Annotated in this window: 19 protein-coding genes; 10 read left to right on the forward strand and 9 right to left on the reverse strand. The window is 38.9% G+C overall.

The genetic code is table 11. The features are described from left to right. Positions 1 to 214: 214 nt before the first annotated feature. The 5 genes from AAZR93_RS10930 to allD all read right to left on the reverse strand — a co-directional run bounded on the left by AAZR93_RS10930 (position 215) and on the right by allD (position 5,150). Positions 215 to 508, reverse strand: a complete 294-nt coding sequence (locus tag AAZR93_RS10930) for a helix-turn-helix domain-containing protein (protein ID WP_294109212.1) — start codon at positions 506 to 508, stop codon at positions 215 to 217. A 503-nt stretch (positions 509 to 1,011) separates the two neighbouring features. Then, positions 1,012 to 1,590, reverse strand: coding sequence for a 2-oxo-4-hydroxy-4-carboxy-5-ureidoimidazoline decarboxylase (uraD, locus tag AAZR93_RS10935; protein ID WP_434719821.1), 579 nt, complete (start codon positions 1,588 to 1,590; stop codon positions 1,012 to 1,014). A gap of 138 nt (positions 1,591 to 1,728) precedes the next feature. Further along, positions 1,729 to 2,514, reverse strand: coding sequence for a (S)-ureidoglycine aminohydrolase (gene allE, locus AAZR93_RS10940; RefSeq protein WP_434719822.1), 786 nt, complete (start codon positions 2,512 to 2,514; stop codon positions 1,729 to 1,731). Positions 2,515 to 2,614: 100 nt separating this feature from the next. Next, on the reverse strand, positions 2,615 to 3,847 hold the full coding sequence (gene allC / locus AAZR93_RS10945) for an allantoate deiminase (RefSeq protein ID WP_434719823.1): 1,233 nt from the start codon (positions 3,845 to 3,847) through the stop codon (positions 2,615 to 2,617). A 256-nt stretch (positions 3,848 to 4,103) separates the two neighbouring features. Then, positions 4,104 to 5,150 (reverse strand): ureidoglycolate dehydrogenase, encoded by a 1,047-nt coding sequence (gene allD / locus AAZR93_RS10950; protein WP_294109236.1) that lies wholly within the window; start codon positions 5,148 to 5,150, stop codon positions 4,104 to 4,106. 359 nt (positions 5,151 to 5,509) lie between these two features. Between allD and fdrA the strand changes: the two genes are divergently transcribed. From fdrA to AAZR93_RS10970, 4 genes are read left to right on the forward strand one after another with little or no spacing between them, the layout of a single operon-like run. After that, positions 5,510 to 7,180: an acyl-CoA synthetase FdrA gene (gene fdrA, locus AAZR93_RS10955; protein WP_434719824.1), complete on the forward strand. Its 1,671-nt coding sequence runs from the start codon at positions 5,510 to 5,512 to the stop codon at positions 7,178 to 7,180. A 10-nt stretch (positions 7,181 to 7,190) separates the two neighbouring features. Further along, entirely contained in the window at positions 7,191 to 8,456 is a 1,266-nt protein-coding gene (locus AAZR93_RS10960; protein WP_294109249.1) for a DUF1116 domain-containing protein, read from the forward strand. Positions 8,457 to 8,490: 34 nt separating this feature from the next. Then, positions 8,491 to 9,303 carry a DUF2877 domain-containing protein gene (locus AAZR93_RS10965; RefSeq protein WP_294109258.1) on the forward strand — a complete coding sequence of 271 codons (813 nt, stop codon included), beginning with the start codon at positions 8,491 to 8,493 and terminating at the stop codon, positions 9,301 to 9,303. A 54-nt stretch (positions 9,304 to 9,357) separates the two neighbouring features. Next, positions 9,358 to 10,260 carry a carbamate kinase gene (locus AAZR93_RS10970; protein ID WP_294109263.1) on the forward strand — a complete coding sequence of 301 codons (903 nt, stop codon included), beginning with the start codon at positions 9,358 to 9,360 and terminating at the stop codon, positions 10,258 to 10,260. Positions 10,261 to 10,266: 6 nt separating this feature from the next. Here AAZR93_RS10970 and allS read toward each other — a convergent pair whose 3' ends face one another. Further along, positions 10,267 to 11,193 (reverse strand): HTH-type transcriptional activator AllS, encoded by a 927-nt coding sequence (gene allS, locus AAZR93_RS10975; RefSeq protein WP_294109264.1) that lies wholly within the window; start codon positions 11,191 to 11,193, stop codon positions 10,267 to 10,269. Between the two features lie 357 nt (positions 11,194 to 11,550). Here allS and AAZR93_RS10980 point away from each other — a divergent pair, with 357 nt between their 5' ends. From AAZR93_RS10980 to glxR, 5 genes are all read left to right on the forward strand, one after another. After that, positions 11,551 to 12,036: an ureidoglycolate lyase gene (locus tag AAZR93_RS10980; protein WP_294109273.1), complete on the forward strand. Its 486-nt coding sequence runs from the start codon at positions 11,551 to 11,553 to the stop codon at positions 12,034 to 12,036. A 74-nt stretch (positions 12,037 to 12,110) separates the two neighbouring features. After that, complete coding sequence (locus AAZR93_RS10985; RefSeq protein ID WP_294109282.1) at positions 12,111 to 12,917, forward strand: IclR family transcriptional regulator domain-containing protein; 807 nt, start codon at positions 12,111 to 12,113, stop codon at positions 12,915 to 12,917. A 145-nt stretch (positions 12,918 to 13,062) separates the two neighbouring features. Beyond that, positions 13,063 to 14,844: a glyoxylate carboligase gene (gcl, locus tag AAZR93_RS10990; RefSeq protein ID WP_434719825.1), complete on the forward strand. Its 1,782-nt coding sequence runs from the start codon at positions 13,063 to 13,065 to the stop codon at positions 14,842 to 14,844. 12 nt (positions 14,845 to 14,856) lie between these two features. Next, complete coding sequence (gene hyi, locus AAZR93_RS10995; RefSeq protein ID WP_434719826.1) at positions 14,857 to 15,633, forward strand: hydroxypyruvate isomerase; 777 nt, start codon at positions 14,857 to 14,859, stop codon at positions 15,631 to 15,633. 13 nt (positions 15,634 to 15,646) lie between these two features. After that, entirely contained in the window at positions 15,647 to 16,528 is an 882-nt protein-coding gene (glxR, locus tag AAZR93_RS11000) for a 2-hydroxy-3-oxopropionate reductase (RefSeq protein ID WP_434719827.1), read from the forward strand. Positions 16,529 to 16,749: 221 nt separating this feature from the next. On the opposite strand, the gene AAZR93_RS11005 is transcribed toward glxR, so the two are convergent. The 3 genes from AAZR93_RS11005 to AAZR93_RS11015 all read right to left on the reverse strand — a co-directional run bounded on the left by AAZR93_RS11005 (position 16,750) and on the right by AAZR93_RS11015 (position 21,073). Next, entirely contained in the window at positions 16,750 to 18,045 is a 1,296-nt protein-coding gene (locus AAZR93_RS11005) for a uracil/xanthine transporter (protein ID WP_434719828.1), read from the reverse strand. A gap of 69 nt (positions 18,046 to 18,114) precedes the next feature. Continuing rightward, the gene (gene allB / locus AAZR93_RS11010; protein WP_294109319.1) at positions 18,115 to 19,476 is read right to left on the reverse strand and encodes an allantoinase AllB; all 1,362 of its coding nucleotides are present in this window, start codon (positions 19,474 to 19,476) and stop codon (positions 18,115 to 18,117) included. A gap of 106 nt (positions 19,477 to 19,582) precedes the next feature. Next, positions 19,583 to 21,073: an allantoin transporter gene (locus AAZR93_RS11015; RefSeq protein WP_294109328.1), complete on the reverse strand. Its 1,491-nt coding sequence runs from the start codon at positions 21,071 to 21,073 to the stop codon at positions 19,583 to 19,585. Positions 21,074 to 21,780: 707 nt separating this feature from the next. On the opposite strand from AAZR93_RS11015, the gene AAZR93_RS11020 reads away from it, so the two are divergent. Further along, complete coding sequence (locus AAZR93_RS11020) at positions 21,781 to 22,920, forward strand: glycerate kinase (RefSeq protein ID WP_434719829.1); 1,140 nt, start codon at positions 21,781 to 21,783, stop codon at positions 22,918 to 22,920. The last annotated feature ends 57 nt before the right edge of the window (positions 22,921 to 22,977 follow it).

Below are 22,977 nucleotides of genomic sequence, written 5' to 3' on the forward strand. Positions count from 1 at the left end.
ATAATTTATTGATATTTAAGGATTGAAAACACTTATTTGAAAAAAAAGCATACGCTAATATTTTAATGTGGCCTTAGATGAGTGAATTAAAGAACTATAGTCATTAGATTTTGATATTTTTTATTATGGGAAATGGGAAATGGGAAATGGGAAGGGAGGGGGGTAATCCCCCCGAGCCTAAATTAATCAATAATGTTTTATTTATATTTGAACATTAATGAATCAACTTAGCTTCTGTATTGAAATTAACGAAATAAAAACTAAAAATATTCTTAACAAACTCGTCAATATCATGCTTTCTTAAGTCCAGAGCCTGTAAAATATCTAAAAGGCCTTGTATGGTAAGTGCATTTATGCCCCGTTCATAGCGAGAAACTTGTTGCTGACTAATGCTGAGTCGAGAGGCGAGTTGTGCTCCAGTAAGGCCAACTTTTTTTCTACGGAGTTTTAAAAATTGGCCAATGTAAATAGACACTTCTGCATCTTCAAGTTGTAGATTATTTGTCATTCCTACTCCAGATAATATTGATGTAGGAGAATAATATTATTTAAATATGGAATTCAACATAAAATCATTCCCAGTGAAATATATATAAATATATATGAGGTGTTTCTGACGCGTATTAAACAAGGTTAATCATGTCATTTCCAATATTTATGACTAATGGATATTGGTATTTCAATAGATACTACCTATTTCAACTACGCAGGATAAGAGTGACAAAGTGGTTTTTTGCGGATTATAAAGCCTTTGTTTTTATTTTCAATGGTGTTTTATGCTGAATTTGTTTGTTTGAGATTCATTGTATAATATTAAATTTCACAAGTACTGTTGGGGTAGATATCTTATATTGGGCATTATTTTAGTGAGATAGAAATTGTTTGTTACACTAACACTGAGAGTATTAATATATATGTTTCAAATGAAACTTTTTATTCGTAGTACTTGTGAATAAACAATTCTATCTTAATTTATCATTTTTTTTACTATTGGAAACATAAATTGATATTTTATTTAACTTGATCTAAAAGACGAAATAAAACTATCTTATATTCTTGTTGCATAGCAATATTAAGTTCTGTTTCTTTTTTATTTTGCATTCTCGCTCTAGCTGAGGCGAATATTTGTTCCTTCGTCGCATTTTTTACAGCTAATAAAAAAGGAAAACCAAATTTTTGGCGATAAGTTTCGTTAAGTTGTGCTAATTCTTTCGCCTCAGTTTCAGTACATTCATTTAACCCTGCACTTGATTGTTCTCCTTGAGATAGCAATGCAATGTCGTTATTACGCAAAGTCTTACAAGCAAGTTCAGGATGAGACTGAATCAGCTCTAACTGTTTATCGGTTCCTGCATTTTCAACTACGTTGACAATATCGATATACATATCAACAAAGCCTGTAAATGGTCGTTGTTTTGCGGCTTCAACGATAGGCCAGGTGGTATCTTCAAAAATAGCGGAAAGAGATTTTTCATAGTTATCCGCTGACATACTATTGAGTTCATCAATAGTATAAGTTTGATTGGAGAAAGCATAATTTGACGTTAAGAGTAACGTTAATGGAAGAATGAATTTTTTAATTAATAGCATAGGGAATCCTTTCATGTTAAAGATGAAATATTAATAAACTTAAATTAAGAATGAAATTTAAATATTTAGATATTAAATACGTAAAGGAAAGGCATTTTTTATAAAATGCCTTTTATCTAACTTTGATAAAATAATCAATCAGAGCTCAATATCTCGATTACAATCTTTTGAGTAAATATAACTAAATTCTTTATCGCCAACCGCGTAACCGGCCTGAAGTGCATAAGATGCCATAAAGATATAGTCGCCTTCTTTCACCGGAACCCAGTCATTATCTAGGTTATACATACCTTGGCCAGTTAAAATCAGCGCCCCATGTTCTTGGTAGTGAGTTTCAATATAGCCGTGGCTTGCGCCTGGCTGGAACGTAAGAATATGAATGTTCATATCAAAACCGAGATCTTTCGGCAGTAAATCTTGAAGGTGTACATTATGCATGCCTTCGTAATCAATTTTAGGTAATTTATTGGTATTACCACATACGATATGAGCTTTATGACCTGCTGTAGGTTCATAAACTCGTTTGTATAAAAATAATTTAGAGGCTTGGCCTTTATTATTATTTTTAAAGCGTAAAGTAACGCCTGCGGGACAATATAAATAGCCACCTTGAGTTAATGCATGTTCTTCTTTATCTGAATAAGCGGTAATTTCACCGTCGATGACATAAACAATGCACTCAATCTTACCGCCGCCAAATCCGACTAAGTTACCGCCTTCGTTATTGAGAGTCACAAGATAATCAACAAAACTTGCACCTAATTTAGGTGTTGATAAGATAGTGACATTACAGTCGGTAAATCCCGGGATGATATTGCAGACAACACCATTAGGTGGAATGATGGCGTAATTATCTTTTTTGATAATGGCGCGTGATGCTAAAATATCATTTGGATAGCCAATTTGATTATTTAAATAACCCATACCATACTCTCCTATAGAAATTGTTTTTTATTATCTTATTTAATTATTCATGACATTTCAGTCAAATTAGAAAATAAATTTTTGAATATATTGAATATTGCTATTCAATATATGCCAGTTTATATAAAACTTCTGTGAGTAATTTTACCCCTTCAGCGAGGTCGGCGAGCTTCGTCGCTTCTGCTGGATTATGGCTGATACCATTAATACTCGGTACAAACATCATGACGGTAGGAATGTGTGGTGCAAAAATTTGTGAGTCATGGCCTGCTCCACTATGCATGACTTTGTAGCTATATTTATTTTCTTCACAAATAGTCTTAACAAACTCAACCAGTTCATTATTCATGGGGATTGGGCTTTCATCCATCCACAAATTTATCTCAGCCGTAATCCCCATTTCTTGGCAAATACGCTGAATATCGTTTTCAATAATTTCAGTGAATTGGACTAATATTTGTTTGTCGGTATGACGACAATCAAGGGTGAAATCAGTTTGTCCGGGAACGACGTTAACGGTATTGGGGTGCGGCACTACACGGCCAAAAGTAAGTACTAACGGATCGCCATATTGTTTTGCTTTTTCAGTTGATTCAAAACAGATACGACTAAATGCACAGATAGTATCTTTGCGATATCCCATCGGTGTGGTGCCTGCATGGTTTGCTTCACCTTTTAACGTAATACTGTAGCGTCGTTGTCCAACAATATTATTAACAACTCCAATTGTAGTTTGCTCTCGCTCAAGAACATTACCTTGCTCAATATGTAGTTCGACAAATGTTTTGATATCATTACGAATAGGTTGATGAGCGGGACGAAATTGGAAGCCCGCAGTTGTCATGGCATCAACAAAATTAATTCCTTCAGCATCTGAAATTGATTTTACATCCTCAGATTTAGCGATGCCTACTACGTTTTTACTCCCCCAATAGGCATAGGGAAACCGGCTACCTTCTTCCTCTGCTAGGGAAACAACCTCTAACGTTCGTAATGGTTGTCCATAGGTTTTTTGCAAATAGTCTAAGGCAATATAAGCGGCTTCAATACCAAATTGGCCATCAAGGTTTCCGCCGTTGACGACGGTATCAATATGCGAGCCTGAGAGTATGACTTGATCGGGATATTTACTGCCTTTAATTTGGCCAAATAAATTACCGATATCATCGTAATATGCATTTAATCCTGAATGTTCAAAGGCATTTTTTAATGCTTTTTGGGCGCTAATCCATTCAGGCGTATAAAGCAGGCGTGTCATGCCATTATTTTTAACAGCACCATGCTTGGATAACCAATTTGAAGTTTCTTGAACTTCATGTGTAAAGTTCTTCATAAACTCACCAGTTAGTGATTTTTATACTGTGTGCTGTAGTAACAGACAGCTAGTGTTGTCACTAAACAGCAATATTTGTTCTCATAAGCTAAAGTAATTAATAGGTTTTGCGGTACGTTATTATTTGAAATGTCTTTCCCTAATTACCGGATGCCAGTGATCAGGGAAAGGAATACCGATATTATCTTAAGCTAAATCTTGAAATTAAATATTTGCAGAAGAGATACCGACTAATTAATTTATCCCTATTTTTTAGTTAGCTAGCAAAGGGAGATTTATTGTTGTAAGACTTTTGGTAAATATCATCAGAAATTAAATAATTATAAATTTCGTCTACAATCTCGATACCATTAGCTTCGCTTTGTTTTTCTCTATTTAAGCTGTTCTGCCCTGGATAAAGTACTTTTTCAAAACCAGGTGCAGGTTTAACGGCATTCAATTCTTGCATCACTTGGCTAATATGTTGACGGAACATCACAGGATTAGTGAAATAGGCTGGATTTATAACAATATGTAATTGCCCGAGCTCTCTTCCTTGTGTTAAATCATGGTACATGGAGCTCACATGCTTACCAAAAGGTAGCCCTAATAGAACGCCGGATAAAATATCGACCATCATCATTAGGCCATAACCTTTAGGGCCTGCAATTGGTACTAAACCTGTAACTGCAAATGGGTCAGTGGTTGGATTACCGTCTTTATCTACTGCCCAAGTGTCAGGTATTTTTGCATTTTTAGAGCGAGCATCGAGTACTTTACCCCATGCTTGAACCGTGGTGGCCATATCAAAAGTGATATTATCGGTTTCACCGGGAGCAGAAAATGCAATTGGATTAGTACCGTAGTATGGCTCAGCGCCCCCATAAGGGACCACCATTGGGTCGGATTGACAGACTGAGATACCGATCATGCCTGCATTTGAGGCTTGCTGAACAAAGTAGGATAACGCGCCACTATGACCGATGCGGCGAATGCCCACGACGGCGATACCGTTTTCTTCTGCCATTTTAATGGCTTCATCCATACTGAGTTTTGCGGCAACATGGCCTGCGCCATTGTCACCATCAAAAACTGCGCTGCAAGGGCCGGTTTTTTCGAAAGTAAAATTAGGTGAATTATTGGTTCCGCCTTTAGAAATGCGTTCTGAATAATATTCAACACGTACTGCTCCGTGGGAGTGAATTCCTTTGGCATCAGCATGAACTAACACGTCAGAAACAATACTTGCATGTTCTTCAGATAAACCTGCGGCATGAATTTTATTAGCGATAAGCTGGTGGAGTTTTTCTTTAGAAACTTTCATACTTAAATAACCCTTTAGTGTTTTCGAAGTTTAATAAAACTCGGTGCTAGCATCAATGTATCAACTAAATTTGGAATAAATGTGATCTAGGTTATTTTTATCTGATTTTATTAAAAATTCCATAAATCAACATACAATTATTAGAATGTCTTAAATAGTCATTTAATTGAGATGTTTTCTTTCAATGCCATGCTTATTTTAAAGTAATTTCTAACAATATATAAAATGTGACCATTCTCAACTTATTTTTCTCTTTAATTTGTAATTTTGTTTTTCAATATAAATATGTATTTACTTTTTTATCGAATATTAAGTAAATAAAATTCCGCCTAATAAAATGTTGTCTTAAGGATATTATTATGGTCCATGCCTTCATAAAAAAAGGGAGTTTCCAAGATTCAGTGAGTCTTATGCTGATATCTCGAAAATTAAGTGAATCTCCAAATGTATCTGAAATATCAGTCATGATGGGAACGCCTGCAAATAAATCATTGCTAGAGGCTACTGGTTTTTGGCATTCATCATTTGATGAAGCCACTCCGAATGATATTTGTGTTGCCATTAAAACTGAATCGGAAGATAGCGCAATTGTAGATGAAATCGTGATTGCCCTTGAAGGATCGCTAAAAGAAATAGCCCAAGGACAGCAACAAAAAGGAAAAAAACTTCAACGTGCGCGTAGCTGGCGGATGGCGAAAAGCAAATTGCCGGATGCAAATATTGTTCTCATTTCTATTGCAGGCGAATTTGCCGCAGAGCTTGCCAATCAAGCTTTAGATGATGGCTGCAATGTGATGATGTTTTCAGATAACGTGACACCTGAGGACGAACGAAATTTAAAAATCAAGGCAAGTAAACTAGGCTTAATTGTGATGGGACCCGATTGTGGAACCGCCTATTTAGCTGGCGCTCCCTTGGCTTTTTCTAATGTCGCGCCACAGGGCAACATCGGGATTATTGGCGCTTCAGGAACGGGTATTCAAGAGCTTATCTCTCAAATTACCCTTGCGGGTCAAGGGATCACTCATGCAATTGGTTTAGGCGGCCGTGATTTGACCGCAGAGATTGGCGGCATCAGTGCGATGACGGCAATTGATTTGTTAGCAACAGACTCAAACAGTGATGTGATTGCTTTTGTTTCTAAGCCACCGGCAAAAGAGATTCGTGCCAATGTTATTGAAAAGCTTAGGGCTCAAGGTAAGCCTGTTGTTGCCCTTTTTCTGGGAACCATTCCAGAGGTTCGACAAGATGGTAACCTCTATTTTACGGAAACATTGGATGAAACGGCGCGTATCGCTGCAATGTTAGGGCGTGTACAAGCGGCAGCTAAAATTCAACCTCAAGGTCGCGGTAAAAAAATTGCTGGATTGTATGCGGGGGGAACTCTGGCAGCAGAATGTGCGATGCTACTCGCGACTAAGTTAGGCTTACAAACCGATGCAGCGCACTATCAAGGTATGATGCTAAATGAGGGTGGTCATAAAATTATTGATTTAGGTGATGATTTTTATACGCAAGGTAAGCCTCATCCCATGATTGACCCATCAACGCGTAATCAGCAAATTGCGAGTTTGGCACAAAAAACCGAGATTGGGGTGTTATTGCTTGATGTGGTGATTGGTTATGGTGCGCAGATTGATTCTGCTCAGACATTAGCAAAAGAAATTATATCACTAAAAGAGAAGCGACCTACTAATGCCCCTATTGCGGTTATTGCAACCGTAACGGGAACAGAACAAGACCCTCAGGTACGCTCAGCGCAAATTACCTATTTAGAAGAGGCAGGTATTGCGGTGATGAATTCACTTCCTGAAGCGGTGACTCTTGCCTGTGCTGTTATCTCACCTTCAATTCCCGCTTTTCCACAACAAGAACATGAAATATTGCAAAGCGTCTCTGTAATTAATGCTGGGGTTCGCAGCTTTGCAGACGACTTGCAAGCCAATGAGATCCCCGTTGTTCATTATCAATGGGCGCCTATTGCTGGTGGTAATCAAAAACTAGCTAATATTCTGAAAAAATTGAAATAAGGGTTTGGATATGTACTCAACGATTGAAGAAGCAAACGCCGCAGTAATTGAACGTATTCGTGCCGCTCGTCCTTTCTGGCAAAGTGTTGAACCGGCAAAAGTCGTGGTTCCGGCCTTACAAAAAGGTAAAAAGCTGTTACATGCGGGGCCGCCTGTCACTTGGGATGAAATGAGTGGTCCAGTTCGAGGAGCTTGTATTGGGGCTTGTCTATTCGAGCAATGGGCTGATACAGAAGAACAAGCACTCAAGATGTTAAATAACGATGAGATTGAGTTTGTTCCTTGTCATAACGTGAAAGCCGTTGGGCCAATGGGGGGGATCACCTCTGCCAATATGCCAATGTTGGTTGTAAAGAATATGACTCATGGTAACTATGCCTACTGCAATATGAATGAAGGTATAGGCAAGGTGATGCGATTTGGTGCATACGGCGAAGATGTGCAAACACGTTTACGTTGGATGCGTGATTCATTAGCGCCAGTGTTGAAAAAAACATTGCAGACTTTGGACGATGGCATTGATTTAACCGCGATGATGGCTCAAGGCATCACCATGGGTGATGAGTTTCACCAACGCAATATCGCAACCTCTGCATTGCTGCTAAGACAGCTAGCGCCGATTATGAGTTCGCTAGATATCGACAAAGATGAGCTGCAAAGTGTGCTGCATTTTTTAAGTATTACAGATCAATTTTTTCTGAATTTAGCGATGGCTTACTGTAAATCAGCTATGGATGCAGGCGCAGAAATAAAACAGGGCACAATTGTGACTGTTTTAACGCGCAATGGTAAGAATTTTGGGGTCAAGATCAGTGGGATGGGTGATGAGTGGTTTACGGCTCCCGTCAACACGCCAGAAGGATTGTTTTTCTCAGGCTATAGCCAAGCGGATGCGAATCCGGACATTGGTGACAGTGCAATTACCGAAGCATTCGGCATCGGAGGTGCCGCAATGGTTGCCGCGCCGGGTGTGACACGTTTTGTTGGCGCGAGTGGCGGCATGAGCGCTGCGCTGGATGTTTCCGATGAGATGGCTGAAATCTATTTAGAGCACAATATGATGCTGCAAATTCCAACTTGGGATTTCCAAGGCGCATGTATTGGTTTAGATGCGCGCCGCGTGGTTGAAACGGGTATTACACCACTGATTAATACGGGTATTGCACATAAAGATGCAGGGGTTGGCCAAATTGGGGCTGGAACGGTGAGAGCGCCAATTGCCTGTTTTGAAAAAGCTATTATTGCACTGTCCAAAAAGCTGGGTATTACCGAATAAATCATCAACTTATCACGCTGAAGGAGATTGAAAAATGATAATGCAAGCGTTGTCAGTTAGCGAACATTTGCCAAAGGATACTGGGATATTGCGTGGCATTGGACGCTTTAATCACGCACTCAATTTTTTGACTCCTTCAGGTGATCTATTGACTTTACATCGTCACGGACGTGGTTTGAGTCCAATGGGGTGGATGGTATCCGAACGAGATTTTCAGGTGATATTTGAAGATGAAAGTGAATGTATTGAATATCAAAAAGATGTGATTATTGGGCGTAATTGGCAATTGCAAGCCCCTGAAAATCGGGTTTCATTGAAAATTTTGCCACAGAAGCTTTCGAGTTCGGTGATGGTGTCCTTATGGGATATTTTAAGGCAGTCCAAAGCAAAAAGTGGACTGCATGGCATGTTATCTCAAGTCACTAATGGAACGGTTCCCAGAGAGCTTCAGGTGCTTAGTGCTAATTTTCAGCGTTGGCGCCGTGGAGATAGTATTAACTGGCAATCGGTTGTTGGTAAAGGGCCCGGATTAACGCCAAGTTACGACGATATTTTAATTGGGATGCTATTAGTCAGTTTTTTAGATGAGCGTACTGATAGCCATAAATCACCGCCTTTTTTTCAAGATACACCTTCATTAGAACTATTGACCACCCTGATTAGCGTGAATTATTTGCAGTTTGCTTCTCAGGGAATATTTTCTACACCATTGCAAACATTAGCAACCGCATTGACGCAGCCGATGAAATTGTCACAGGCGGTGCGTTTATTACTTCAAGTGGGGCACTTTTCTGGCGCGGATACCTTAATTGGTGTGTGGCTGGCTGGAATGGAAACCCATCATTAATTCAATTTTTCAAAAATAACTCATTGATGACGTCATTAAAATATAAGGATAAACATGGAAACGATAGTTGTTGCCTTAGGGGGGAATGCGTTATTAAAGCGCGGTGAAGTCCTTTCTGCTGACAATCAATATCATGCAATTGCTTCAATTGCAGATGTATTAGGTAAATTGGCTCAAAAATATCGTGTTGTTATCGTGCATGGTAACGGCCCACAAGTCGGCTTATTGGCGTTACAAAATTTGGCCTATCCAGAAGTGCCAGCCTATCCCCTTGATATTTTAGTGGCAGAAAGTCAGGGTATGATAGGGTATATGTTGACGCAAGAATTAGGTCGACATCACCCTCTACAACCAATAACCACCATATTGACGCGAGTAAGTGTGGATGCGAATGATCCCGCTTATCAAAATCCAACTAAGTATATTGGCCCTGTTTATAATGAAACTGAAAAAGCAGATTTAGAGGCAAAATTAGGTTGGACTATCAAAGCCGACGGCCAATATTACCGTCGTGTTGTCCCGTCCCCTGAGCCAAAATCAATTCTTGAAATCGATGCAATAAAATATCTATTAGATAAACATCATATTGTTATTTGTAATGGTGGTGGCGGTGTGCCGGTTATTCAACAAGGGAAAGGTTATCAAGGTAGTGAAGCCGTTATTGATAAAGATTTATCGTCAGCATTATTGGCAGAAGCAATTAATGCCGACCATTTAATTATTTTGACAGATGCTGATGCGGTGTATCGCCATTGGGGAACGCCAAAGCAGAGTGTAATTAGAACAGCAACGGTTGCCGATGTTGCACCTATGGCAATAGATGATGGCTCAATGGGACCGAAACTTATCGCAGTGAGCCGTTTTGTGAAGCGTTCAGGTAAACCTGCTTATATTGGTGCGCTTAATCAAATAGAAGCCATCCTTAGCGGTGAGATGGGGACAAAAATCACACCATAATCATGACTATTTTGTAGCTGGGTCAATGGCGCTCAATAAATTGTTAATGATTGGGTTCTGTAATTTGAATAGTTTAATCACTGTTTTTAATACTTCACCTTTGTGGCTGCTATTCCATGCTAAAGAAAGTGGAGAAGGGCGCCTTGGTCTTTTTATTGATTTAGCCATTAATTGACCGCTTGTAATATAAGGTTCACATATTGATGCAGGCAAAAAACCAATGCCAGTTCCCTTTAGATGGCAAAGTACTTTGGTACTCATATCGGGGACTTTGATTTCCCGTTGGCCCGATAACAGCCATGCCGTTCGTTTAGATAATATTTGTGAGGTGTCTTCAACATTAATTGTGGGATGACAACGGAGTTGTTCATCACTCAAAATGCCGTCGACATCTGCTAAGGGGTGATGCTTGGCAACAGCAAAGATCCACTCGATTTTACCTAAAAACAAGGTGTTGACGCTACTATCAAGTGATTCAGAACCAGGGACACCAATAGCAATATCACTTTTATTGCTTAACAGTGAATCCCATACCCCCATGTAAACATGGCGAGTAATATTGATACGAGTAAATGGAAAGCGCTCAGTGAGATATTGAATGAGGTCAGAAACGGCATCAGCTTGATAAAGCAAATTATTGATAGAAATTGTAATTTCTGGTTCGACACCTTCATTAATCAACTGTAATTGGCTTGGCATATTACTTAACCAGTGATGCCACTGGCGGCACTGTTCGAGCAGAAATTCACCTGCTGCGGTTAGGTTAACTGTTCGTGTGGTTCTCATAAACAGTTGTACGCCAACATGCTCCTCTAACATTTTGATTCGATAGCTAATAGTAGCCGTACTTTTGTGGAGTTGTTTAGCTGCTTGAGAAAAACTTTGACACTGAGCAACGGTGATAAAGGTTGTCATGGTTTCTTGATCTAGCATTTTTTATTCCTCGGGCACAGGAAAAATGAAGTTGTGCAGATCCGTCTTAGTTTGCACTGGAAAGAGAACATTTCTGATGATAATTGAAAGCGATAAGTATAAATCACACTCAATTGTTAGAAATTATTATCTTACTGAATATTAAGAGATTATATATCTTTCAAATTATAAAAATGTGATGCACACAGTTTATTGGAAAATTTTTCCAATAAACTGTGTTAAAATAAAAACAACCTGATACACTGGTTTTATTATATCGATGATTATATTTGTTAATGATGGTGTGTTTATCCACTAATGTAACAGTGGCATGAATACAGTAGTGGCTCAAAATTTTTAGCGTGTTAGGAGAAAACAATGAAACTTGTTCTATCTGATCTGACACCGGAAGCGTTTGCTCCTTATGGCGACGTCATCCAAGTTGAAGGGTCTGATTTTTTTCATATTAATGAGGGGTCAACAGAGCGTTATCATGACCTTGGAAAAGTTGAAATCACGGATAGTAAGCCGGTATTGATGAGTATTAGTCGCTCAGATCCTTGTAATATACCGATGGATATCACGTTGCTTGAGAAACATCCACTATCAACACAGGCTTTTATCCCAATGAATGGCGAACGCTTTGTCGTCATTGTGGCAGAACCCGGCGATGATATCCCTGCTAAAACATTACGTGCATTTATTACGAATGGAAAACAAGGAGTTAATTATCATCGTGATGTATGGCATCACCCCATTTTTGCCTTTAAGGAAAAAACTGATTTCTTAACTGTAGACCGAGGTGGCGCAGATAATTGTGTCATTAAGAATCTACCTGAACCTTGTCAAATCGTTTTTCCTTAACTAATCTATTGGGCGATAATGGCTAATTGATAATGCTAGTGCCCGCCGATAGTAAACATAAAAGGTAAAAATAAATGACTGAACCACGTAAAAAAGGAAGACCACAAACAGATAAAAGTACACCAAAGGGTGCTCAAGCACTTGAGCGTGGGCTTGATATTCTTCAGTTTTTGGCTAACTCAGGTGGAAGTTCATCGGTTTCAGTACTCTCGGAGCAGTTGGGTCTACCATTATCAACGACGTTTCGTTTACTGAAAGTCCTTGAACAATCAGAGTTTATTTTTCAAGACCCTCAACTGGGTTGGTGGCACATTGGTCTACAATCATTCACTGTTGGCGCGACCTACATGAATGATCGCGATGTTGTTTCTGTGGCAGGTCCTTTTATGCGCAGATTGATGTTGTTATCGGGTGAAACGGCAAATCTTGCTATTCGCAACAATTTAGATGCAGTTTTAATTAGGCAGTGTGAATGTCATGCGTTAGTTAGAATGTGCGCGCCACTTGGTAGCCGTTTGCCTCTACATGCTTCTGGTGCGGGTAAAGCACTTCTTTTCCCTTTAGATGAGGAAGAGATGTTAGAACTTGTTATTCGTTCAGGCTTACAAGAATTCACACCAAAAACGATAACCAGTATTAACATTTTAAAGAAAGCGCTTGAACATTACCAAAAACTTGGTTATGTCATTGATAATGAAGAACATGCATTAGGTCTTAATTGTTTGGCAGCGCCAATATTTGATCGTAATAATTCATTGATTGCAGCAGTTTCTATCTCGGGACCAAGCTCTCGGGTGACTGAAGAGCGTTTTACTGAATTGGGTGAGCTAGTGCGTGATGTTGCAGCCGATATCAGTGCTGCATTAGGTGAGCGCCAGTAAAGTAATAAATTGGCACGAATAAGAATGATTGAATAGCGGGTGGCTAGCATCCGCTAATACAAATAGATAAATAACCCGTTTTTTTTAAACGGTTTTTTTAGACATAAAATCAAGTTGGAAAAATTTTCCAATAAAAGGAGTTAGTATGGCTAAGATGCGTGCAGTTGATGCAGCAATGTATGTACTGGAAAAAGAAGGCGTTACAACCGCTTTTGGCGTACCAGGTGCTGCAATAAATCCTTTCTATAGTGCAATGCGCAAACATGGTGGTATTCAGCATTATTTGGCACGCCATGTTGAAGGGGCCTCTCATATGGCAGAAGGCTATACAAGAGCAAATCCGGGTAATATTGGGATGTGTTTAGGGACTTCGGGTCCCGCAGGCACTGATATGATCACGGGGCTTTACTCTGCATCAGCCGACTCAATTCCTATTTTATGCATTACGGGTCAAGCACCAAGGGCACGGTTACATAAAGAAGATTTCCAAGCAGTAGATATTGCATCAATTGCAAAACCTGTCACGAAAATGGCGACCACTGTCCTTGAGCCTGCATTGGTGCCGCGTGTATTACAGCAAGCTTTTCATTTAATGCGTTCAGGACGTCCGGGACCGGTTCTGATTGATCTCCCATTTGATGTTCAAGTGGCTGAAATTGAGTTTGATCCTGATACTTATGAGCCATTACCGAGCTATAAGCCTGCCGCAACGGTGGCTCAGGTAGATAAAGCATTAGATATGCTATTCGCCGCTAAAAAACCATTAATTATCGCGGGTGGTGGGGTTATCAATGCAGATGCATCAGACAAACTGCAAGAATTAGCTGAGATTTGTAATGCGCCTGTTATTCCAACATTGATGGGATGGGGTTCAATTCCAGATGACCACGAGTTAATGGCTGGTATGGTTGGTTTGCAAACATCTCATCGTTACGGTAATGCCACATTATTAGAATCAGACTTTCTGCTAGGTATTGGTAATCGCTGGGCAAATCGTCATACCGGTTCAACGGATAAATACGTTGGAAACCGTAAAACAGTCCATATTGATATTGAACCAACACAAATTGGTCGTATTTTCTGTCCTGATTTAGGGATAGTTTCTGATGCTAAATTAGCATTAGACTTATTAGTTGAACGCGCTAAAGCCCGTAAAAAAGCGGGAATATTGCCAGATTACAGCAAGTGGGTTGCGCAGTGCCAAGAGCGTAAGCGTACCTTATTACGTAAAACACATTTTGATAATACACCAGTCAAACCACAGCGCGTTTATGAAGAGATGAATAAAGCATTTGGTCGTGATGTTTGTTATGTCACCACGATTGGTCTGTCACAAATTGCTGCCGCACAAATGCTACATGTATTTAAGCCTCGCCATTGGATTAACTGTGGCCAAGCTGGCCCATTAGGCTGGACTTTACCTGCCGCTCTGGGGGTTTGTGTTGCAGATCCTAAACGTAAAGTAGTCGCTGTTTCTGGCGATTATGACTTCCAATTTATGATTGAAGAGCTTGCTGTCGGTGCCCAATTTAAATTGCCATATATCCATGTGGTAGTGAATAACGCTTATTTAGGCTTAATTCGTCAATCACAACGCGGTTTTGATATGGATTATTGTGTTCAACTCGCTTTTGAAAATATTAACTGTGATGTTATCGGCGAGTATGGCGTTGACCACGTTAAAGTTGTTGAAGGTCTTGGTTGTAAAGCCATTCGCGTATTTAAACCTGAAGATATTGCGCCAGCCTTTAAGCAAGCTGAAAAATTAATGAAAGAGTTCAGTGTTCCTGTTGTGGTTGAAATCATTCTTGAGCGTGTGACGAATATTTCAATGGGAACTGAATTGGATAACGTGACTGAATTTGAAGAAGTGGCAACTTCTGAAGCGGATGCACCAACGGCAACGGCATTCTATCAATATAAATAAGGAAATAAGCTGATGACAAAGTTTGCAGCTAATTTATCGATGTTATTTACTGAAGTTGATTTTATGCAGCGTTTTAAGCTCGCCGCTAAGAATGGCTTTAGTGCTGTGGAATATATGTTTCCTTATGATTTTCCAGCGCAAGCGATTAAAAAAGAACTTGATGATAATACGTTAACTCAAGTTCTCTTTAATCTTCCTGCTGGTGATTGGGATGGTGGAGAGCGTGGAATTGCGTGCTTACCTCAAAGACAAGAAGAGTTTCAGCAAGGTGTTAAGCAGGCTATCGAATACGCAAAGGTATTAGACTGTAAACAAATTAATTGTCTAGTTGGCCGTAAAGATCCTGCGCTTTCTGAAGCCGAAACGCTTATCACGTTGGTACAAAACTTACGTTTTGCGGCTGAATTACTGTCTAAAGAAAATATTCGTTTACTTGTCGAAGCGGTGAATACTTTTGATATTCCGGGTTTCTATTTAAACCGTTCTTTTCAAGTGAAAGAATTAATTAAACGTGTTAATCATCCAAATATTTATTTTCAATATGATATTTACCACATGCAGCGTATGGAAGGTGAATTAACTGAAACAATAAAGCAGTTATTTAATCATATTTCACATATCCAGTTAGCGGATAACCCAGGGCGTCATGAACCGGGAACCGGGGAAATAAATTATACCTATCTGTTTGAGCAACTTGAAGCTATGGGCTATCAAGGGTGGATTGGCTGTGAATATAAACCGGCCACAACCACAGAGCAGGGTTTGGATTGGTTAAAGCAATATTCATAATGAGGGGTAGATCATGAAATTAGGCTTTGTGGGTTTAGGTATTATGGGTGCGCCAATGGCGGCGAACTTGATTAAAGGTGGTCATGAATTAGCGGTTAATACTCGAGGTAATCTTCCAGCTTCTTTAATAGAAAGCGGTGCTAAAGCCTATAGTAATCCGAAAGAAGTGACAGAAAACTCAGATGTCATATTTATTATGGTGCCGGATACTCCGCAGGTTGCTGAAGTTCTATTTGGTGAGAATGGCTGTGGTTTTGCCAACTTAAAAGGCAAAATTATTGTAGATATGAGTTCTATTTCACCGATAGAAACCAAAGAGTATGCGAAAAAAATTAATGAACTTGGTGGACAATATCTTGATGCACCGGTATCCGGTGGTGAAGTTGGCGCTCAACAGGGCACACTCAGCATCATGGTGGGGGGCGAAGAGGCTTCATTTTCCAAAGTGAAACCATTGTTTGAACTGATGGGTAAGAATATTAGTTTAGTGGGCGGTAATGGTGATGGACAAACATGCAAAGTTGCTAATCAAATTATCGTTGCACTAACCATTGAAGCGGTAGCAGAAGCACTTGTATTTGCTTCTAAAGCGGGTGCAGACCCAGCACGAGTACGTGAAGCGTTGATGGGGGGATTTGCTTCTTCAAGGATCTTAGAAGTTCATGGTGAACGCATGGTTAAGCGTACATTTGACCCAGGTTTTCGTATTTCGTTACATCAAAAAGATTTAAATCTCGCTCTACAAGGCGCTAAGGCACTGTCAATGAGTTTGCCTAATACGGCGACTTGCCAAGAGCTTTTCAATCTATGTGCTGCACATGGTGGTGAAAACAATGATCATTCGGCATTAGTGAAAGCTATTGAAATTATGGCAAATCATAAGCTCAGTGATTAAGTTACCGAAGTCGTAGTATGTTCTAAAAATAGTAATAAGTAGTTACAAGTAGTAAAACAGTTTAACTAGTCGTTTATTTGCCCCACGTATGTGGGGCTTTTTTTATGGGTAATAATTAAATTTTTTATGTGAAAAAAATAAGTTAGAGACAAATTTTTTTTAAAAAAACGGAGCCTATAAATTAAGGCTCCGCTTTTATATTAAATTAACTTAGTTAAGTTTTATTTTACAGCATCCCATTTGAATATATTTTCAAGAATTATTGAGATAATAATTCCCATTAATAAGCCATTAGTGACAATAGGTCTTATCATTAATGGAATATCTTGCATATATGTTGGTGGAACACTCATTAAAAATATACCAATAAATAAAGGTAGTGCAATGCGATAAATATTTCTTGGATTGAGCTCAAGTATGCGAATAAAGAGCAAAGAAGACCAAAGTAAAGGCAAGTAAGTCACCATCATAACGGTACTACTGATGACTAAAGGAAACGAAGAAAACAGACTGGATAAAATAGGAACCAAGCTGATAATCAAAAAGAAAATAGAGCCGATCACAAAAGGTTTTTTGCTGAAATCATTTGTTTGTGTAATGAGTCCGATAGAAGAAACGAAAGGCGCAAAAGGCACAATACCTAAAGGTGAACAAATAAATGTCATAGTACCGGAAGTAATAAAACTTCTTTTGTACATTGCTGGTGTTGAAGGGGTCTCAGCATTGAACATATCAGTCCCTTTGATGGCGCCAAAGGTATTTGAGGTATTGAGTAATGAAGCAATAATGCAGGTCACGACAATACCATAATTGATGGTTTCAATTTTACCCAATGGGAAAAGTTGCCAATTAATACTATTTGAAACGGTGGATTCTGATCTGAATAAAATTAAGAATAAAAACCAACCAAGAATTGACCCGATAAGTACTGCATATTTATTAATATTTCGAGGAAGAAGTACAATAATCGCAATGATGACTGCCATAATAAATAAAGCAAGCAGGAACGTTTCAAAGTTAATGTGCACAATATCTGTTGTTGCACTGAATGGGAGACCAAGCATGCCTTTTAGGAATATAGTGATTAAATTCGCACCTAATAAAAACATGAATACAGCCATGACACCGGGTGAAAATAGTAAAGCGAGATATTTCCCTGCACCACTAATACCAATTATAACTGTAATAATCCCTGCTATAGCAATACCAACCGCGAAGCTTCCACCAATCACTTCAAGAGGTGTGCCTTGAGCCGACTCGGCAAACGTCACTGAAAGAATAGTTCCCCACCATAAACCGGCTGGGCCTTCCATAATTGACCGTTTATGACCTGCAATAGCTTGAATCAAGCAAGCAACTGATGTTGCAAGGAAGGCATATTGAGTAATTGTTAGTGTTGTTGCATCAGACAGATGAAATGCAGATTGTAATGTAGGTGGAATAACAACAGTATTGCAAAAAATAAAAAAGAACCATTGCAGGCCAGACAGACAGTTATCTTTGTTCAAACTAAACATAATCACTTCCTATTTAAATGACAATACAGCACACTCAATTAAGCGTGTGCTGTATCGTTCAATACAACATTACTGCTGGTGCTTCAATATAAATTTACCAATTGGGTTTTTACGCACACCTGTTTTTAACTCATAGATGGTTTCACCACGTAAAATGGTACGAGCAATTTGAGCGCCAATTTCTCGACCAATGTATGGGCTAATTTTATGACGGTATTCCAAATCTTCAGATTTTAATTCATAAGCTGAGTTAGGTTTGATGAAAACAAAGTCAGCATCTTTACCGATGGTAATAGACCCTTTATGTTTTAAGCCAAATATTTTCGCGGCATTAGTTGCCATTATTTGGGCAAACAAAGGTAGGCTCATCCCACGTTTCTGAACGGCTTCATCATACATAATATCTACACAGTTTTGCATTCCAGCAATACCACCCCATGATTTAAATACATGACCCTCTTTCATTTCTGGTGGACATGGGGAGTGATCAGAGCCTAAACAATCTATTTCACCTTTGAATAATTTCTCCCACATTCCTTTTTGATTCTGTGCATCTCGGATAGGTGGCGAACATTTAGCGGTATTACCAATTTTGGCAAAGTCATCAGTTGTAAGGGCAAAATAGTGCGGGCAAGATTCAGCGGTTACCTTTTGACCTTCATTACGCGCTTTGGTGACTTCATCGACACCTTCAGGACTACTAATATGGCAGATATGGACTGGGCAATTCGCAACTTTGGCGAGATAAAGCACGCGGCGAATAGCTTCAATTTCAGTATATACAGGGCGAGAGGCAACATAATCATGTGCAGTTATCCGTCCTTCAGCCTCAGCTTCAAGGCCTAATGCGTCACAGATTGCTGCATTTTCGCAGTGAATGAGTACGGGAGAACCAAACTCGCTAATAATTTCAGCGCCACGTAAGAATTGAAAGTCATTAACTTCACGGAAGTCATTATCAATTGTTTTATCACCACAGGTTGCAATAAAGCATTTGAAGCCGACAACGCCTACATCATCAAGTTCGTGTAATTTCCCTAGATTATAAGAAACCAATCCCCCGAGTTGTGCGGCATCAACGGATAATTTACCGGAAGCGGCATCAAATTTAATTTCAATACTTTCACGGTCAACCGTTGCGGGTAATTGGTTTAAAGGCATCTCGATAATTGTTGTTATACCGCCTTTTGCTGCTGAACGCGTTCCGGTTTGGTAGCCTTCCCAATGCGTTCTGCCAGGCTCTGATATATGTGCGTGAGGATCAACCATACCTGGAGATACAATTAAACCGACTGCATTTATTTCTTCTTTAGCACCGGATAAACCTGCGCCAATGGCAGATATTTTGCCATCTTTTATCGCAATATCAGTAATTGTTGCTTCGTTTTCAAGAATGACAGTGCCGTTTTTAATGATTAAATCGTATGACATAGGTATTCCTTAGATAAGATTATTCTTTCATTTTATTAACATTACTGTTCAGCGTATTATTCGATATATTAAAAATTAATGAGCTGAATAGGTTCTTTATTCCAAACTATGCAGGGTTCTTTATTGCAATATCAGAATCCGCATTTAATAAAGCTTCTTTTTGTATTGCTTTTGTTGTGTCTTTTTTAAATAAAGAGTAGAGAACGAAAGCTAATATCACGCCTGCGAACCAAGATACTCGCGATACAGGTTCAAGTATGGGGATGATTTTTCCACCGAGAGAGAAAATAACGGCAATAACAGTGACAACGAATGCCGTAATATTAAATCCGTGTTCATAGAATTTATAATCACCCGCCTTTGTATACAGCACATCTAAATTAATTTTCGTACGCATCACAATAAAATAGTGGGATAACATGACACCGACTACAGGACCTAAAATACCGCCGATAATATCTAAGAAAGTATAAATGCTGTCCTGATTTTCAATTAATTTCCAAGGCATGATTAATACACTGATAATACTGGCGATGATAACACCGTGACGATAAGTTAATTTTGATGGATACAATGATGCAATTTGATAGCCTGCTGGGATAATGTTACCTGCCGCATTTGTTGAAATCGTGGCCATCAATATGACAATAACAGCAAATAGTGACGCGTATAAACTATCCCATTTTTGCACAATGTCGAGAACGTTCCATGTATCTACACCGTAGTGAATACTAGCGCCTGCTAATATACACACACTGCTGATAGCAAAGAGTAAGTAGGCAACAAGTAAACCGGCGGTTTGTCCAAAGGCTTGTTTCTTGAAACTAGATGAATATTGCGTGAAGTCTGAGGCATTTACCGCAGGTGCAGCCCAGACCGCGACCACGCTATTAATTACGATGAAAAAGAAAAAGACTTTACTTGGCGCTTCGCTAATTCCGTTTGGAATATAGTCAAGAATAGGTTGAATACCTACTAAAGAGATTGACCAGATTGCCATACCACCAAATAGTATGTAGATACAAGGATTTAAGATTGCAGTCAGTTTATTGAGTACTTTACCGCCACCGAGTCCGATAGCGACATTCATGGCCCAAAAAATAATAAACACCATGAAAGCAGGAATCGTCACACCCATATAGGTTTCGCCATTACCGATGTTTAAAAATTCAGGCCAAATTTTACCAATGAGAATTAATAAGGCCAGTGAACCGGTAAAACATTGCAAGCCAAACCACATAATCGCTGCAACACATCCTCTTAATATTCCTGGGAAAAGTGAGCCTTTGATACCATAAGATGCACGAAGTAGCATGGGAAATGGAATACCATATTTAGAGCCGGCAGCACCATTCATTACCATGATAAATGCAATACAAATGGAGCTAAGTACAATAGCAAACATGATATTCATGGTTGAGAGACCTAAAATGAAAAAGCCGCCCACCATTAGGTAATTTGGAACGTTGTGTACAGATCCCATCCAGAGAGTAAAATAATTAAATGCTTTCCATGTTCTTTGCTCGGGATCTTTAGGTAATAGGTCATCAGTGTAACCACGTTCACGATAAATCTCTTTTTCGTTTGATCGGTTCATATATGTGTCCTTTCACGCATATAATTTAAATATGAAAGCGAGAGATTTAACTAATCGAATTTTTAATAAAATACCAAAGTTATTATTTCAAAATTTTAAACAATCTTATTTTTTATATATAGTTATTAGTTAACTTTATTTTATTATTATTACTAGCAGTTTTTAATTATTTCTTGGGTTTAATATAGCCACCCTTAACTCTGATAGGCAATGTATTTTTAAGAAAATTTTCCAAAAAATAGATCTAGAGCACTATTATGTTTTAAAGTTAATAAAAAACATATAGTTACAATTTTAATTTGTGGTTTTATTTTAACTTCATAAGTTATTTAAATGATTTTATTGTGAATTAAATTAACATTAACTCATTTTTTAGTGATTTAACGCTATTTCGTTTGATTTAATAGAATATTTCTTGAGTTTATGTTTTTAACGCGTTGTTATTTATGATTAATTTTAATTGGAAAATTTTTCCATTTAATCTTTTAAATTGTGATTCTTCTGATACAATAGCGTTAATTAGATAGTTAAGCTTTCGTTTAAGTTACCATGATGATTAAAAATAAAGACTTAGATCTTAAGATGAGGTTTTTAATTTCCTAAAATAGCGATAAATAATCTAATACATTTAGCTAATAAGAGATAATAATTACTCATGAGAGTGCTATTATTAAAAAATGACTCAGTTTTCGATAGGTGATCATATTATGAAAATTATCATAGCTCCCGATTCTTTCAAAGAAAGCATGTGTGCAGAAGTTGCAGCAAAAGCCGTTATGAAAGGATTTAAAATGGTATTTCCAGATGCACAATATGTCTGTTTACCTATTGCCGATGGTGGCGAAGGCACAGTTGATGCATTTATCGCAGCAGTAGGGGGCGAACGAGTCACCATAAAGGTTAAAGGCCCTCTTGGTGAGCCAACAATGGCATATTATGGTTTATTAGCGGCTAGGAAAACCGCCGTTATCGAAATGGCTCAAGCTAGCGGATTAATGTTAGTGGCTCCCGAACAACGAAATCCAATGCTGACGAGTAGTTATGGTACTGGGCAATTGATTCAAGATGCGCTTGATAAAGGTGTTTCTCAGATTATTTTAGGTATTGGTGGTAGTGCGACAGTGGATGGTGGGGTCGGCATGCTACAAGCTCTTGGCGCAGTTTTTTATGATGATAAACAAAATGTACTGGGTACTGGCGGTAAGGTCTTAAATCAAATCGCAAAGATTGATATTTCGGGGCTAGACTCTCGTCTATTGGACTGCTCAATGAGTGTGGCTTGTGATGTGGATAATCCATTAGTCGGTACTCGTGGTGCGGCTGCGGTGTTTGGCCCACAAAAAGGAGCAACACCTGAAATGGTCGTTGAACTTGAAAAAGGATTAAATCGACTTGCTGATGTTATTGAGCAGGTTAAAGGCCAAAACTATCGTCATCTAGCCGGCGGTGGTGCCGCTGGGGGTATCTCTGTTGCTGCAGCGGCATTTATGAATGCACAATTAAAGCCTGGGATTGATATTGTTATTGAGGCGGTCAAATTAGAACAGGAAATCGTGGATACCTCATTAGTGATTGTAGGGGAAGGAAGCATGGATGGGCAAACCGCTGGCGGTAAAGCGCCAATAGGTATTGCTAAAGTAGCTGCAAAACATCATGTTCCCGTGATAGCACTTAGTGGTGTTTTAGGTGATGGTGTGGAAGGATTACATCAAGAAGGGATTGATGCGTTTTTTAGTATCTTACCTCGCCTATCTAAATTGGACGAAGCATTAACACAAGGTGAGATTAACTTACAGCAAACCGCGTATAACGTCGCTACAGTACTTAAGATAGGGCAACAGCTATAAACCAAGAAATAAGAACCATAGATGGGTTGCATTAACCAATAAAGAAAAACCCGTGGT

This window comes from Providencia sp. Je.9.19, from assembly GCF_051129765.1.
Taxonomy (GTDB): Bacteria; Pseudomonadota; Gammaproteobacteria; order Enterobacterales; family Enterobacteriaceae; genus Providencia.

Bases quoted from the DNA above. Each gene is read 5' to 3' on its own strand.
- AAZR93_RS10930 (WP_294109212.1), bottom strand. From the start codon at position 508: ATGACAAATAATCTACAACTTGAAGATGCAGAAGTGTCTATTTACATT.
- uraD (WP_434719821.1), bottom strand. From the start codon at position 1,590: ATGCTATTAATTAAAAAATTCATTCTTCCATTAACGTTACTCTTAACG.
- allE (WP_434719822.1), bottom strand. From the start codon at position 2,514: ATGGGTTATTTAAATAATCAAATTGGCTATCCAAATGATATTTTAGCA.
- allC (WP_434719823.1), bottom strand. From the start codon at position 3,847: ATGAAGAACTTTACACATGAAGTTCAAGAAACTTCAAATTGGTTATCC.
- allD (WP_294109236.1), bottom strand. From the start codon at position 5,150: ATGAAAGTTTCTAAAGAAAAACTCCACCAGCTTATCGCTAATAAAATT.
- fdrA (WP_434719824.1), top strand. From the start codon at position 5,510: ATGGTCCATGCCTTCATAAAAAAAGGGAGTTTCCAAGATTCAGTGAGT.
- AAZR93_RS10960 (WP_294109249.1), top strand. From the start codon at position 7,191: ATGTACTCAACGATTGAAGAAGCAAACGCCGCAGTAATTGAACGTATT.
- AAZR93_RS10965 (WP_294109258.1), top strand. From the start codon at position 8,491: ATGATAATGCAAGCGTTGTCAGTTAGCGAACATTTGCCAAAGGATACT.
- AAZR93_RS10970 (WP_294109263.1), top strand. From the start codon at position 9,358: ATGGAAACGATAGTTGTTGCCTTAGGGGGGAATGCGTTATTAAAGCGC.
- allS (WP_294109264.1), bottom strand. From the start codon at position 11,193: ATGCTAGATCAAGAAACCATGACAACCTTTATCACCGTTGCTCAGTGT.
- AAZR93_RS10980 (WP_294109273.1), top strand. From the start codon at position 11,551: ATGAAACTTGTTCTATCTGATCTGACACCGGAAGCGTTTGCTCCTTAT.
- AAZR93_RS10985 (WP_294109282.1), top strand. From the start codon at position 12,111: ATGACTGAACCACGTAAAAAAGGAAGACCACAAACAGATAAAAGTACA.
- gcl (WP_434719825.1), top strand. From the start codon at position 13,063: ATGGCTAAGATGCGTGCAGTTGATGCAGCAATGTATGTACTGGAAAAA.
- hyi (WP_434719826.1), top strand. From the start codon at position 14,857: ATGACAAAGTTTGCAGCTAATTTATCGATGTTATTTACTGAAGTTGAT.
- glxR (WP_434719827.1), top strand. From the start codon at position 15,647: ATGAAATTAGGCTTTGTGGGTTTAGGTATTATGGGTGCGCCAATGGCG.
- AAZR93_RS11005 (WP_434719828.1), bottom strand. From the start codon at position 18,045: ATGTTTAGTTTGAACAAAGATAACTGTCTGTCTGGCCTGCAATGGTTC.
- allB (WP_294109319.1), bottom strand. From the start codon at position 19,476: ATGTCATACGATTTAATCATTAAAAACGGCACTGTCATTCTTGAAAAC.
- AAZR93_RS11015 (WP_294109328.1), bottom strand. From the start codon at position 21,073: ATGAACCGATCAAACGAAAAAGAGATTTATCGTGAACGTGGTTACACT.
- AAZR93_RS11020 (WP_434719829.1), top strand. From the start codon at position 21,781: ATGAAAATTATCATAGCTCCCGATTCTTTCAAAGAAAGCATGTGTGCA.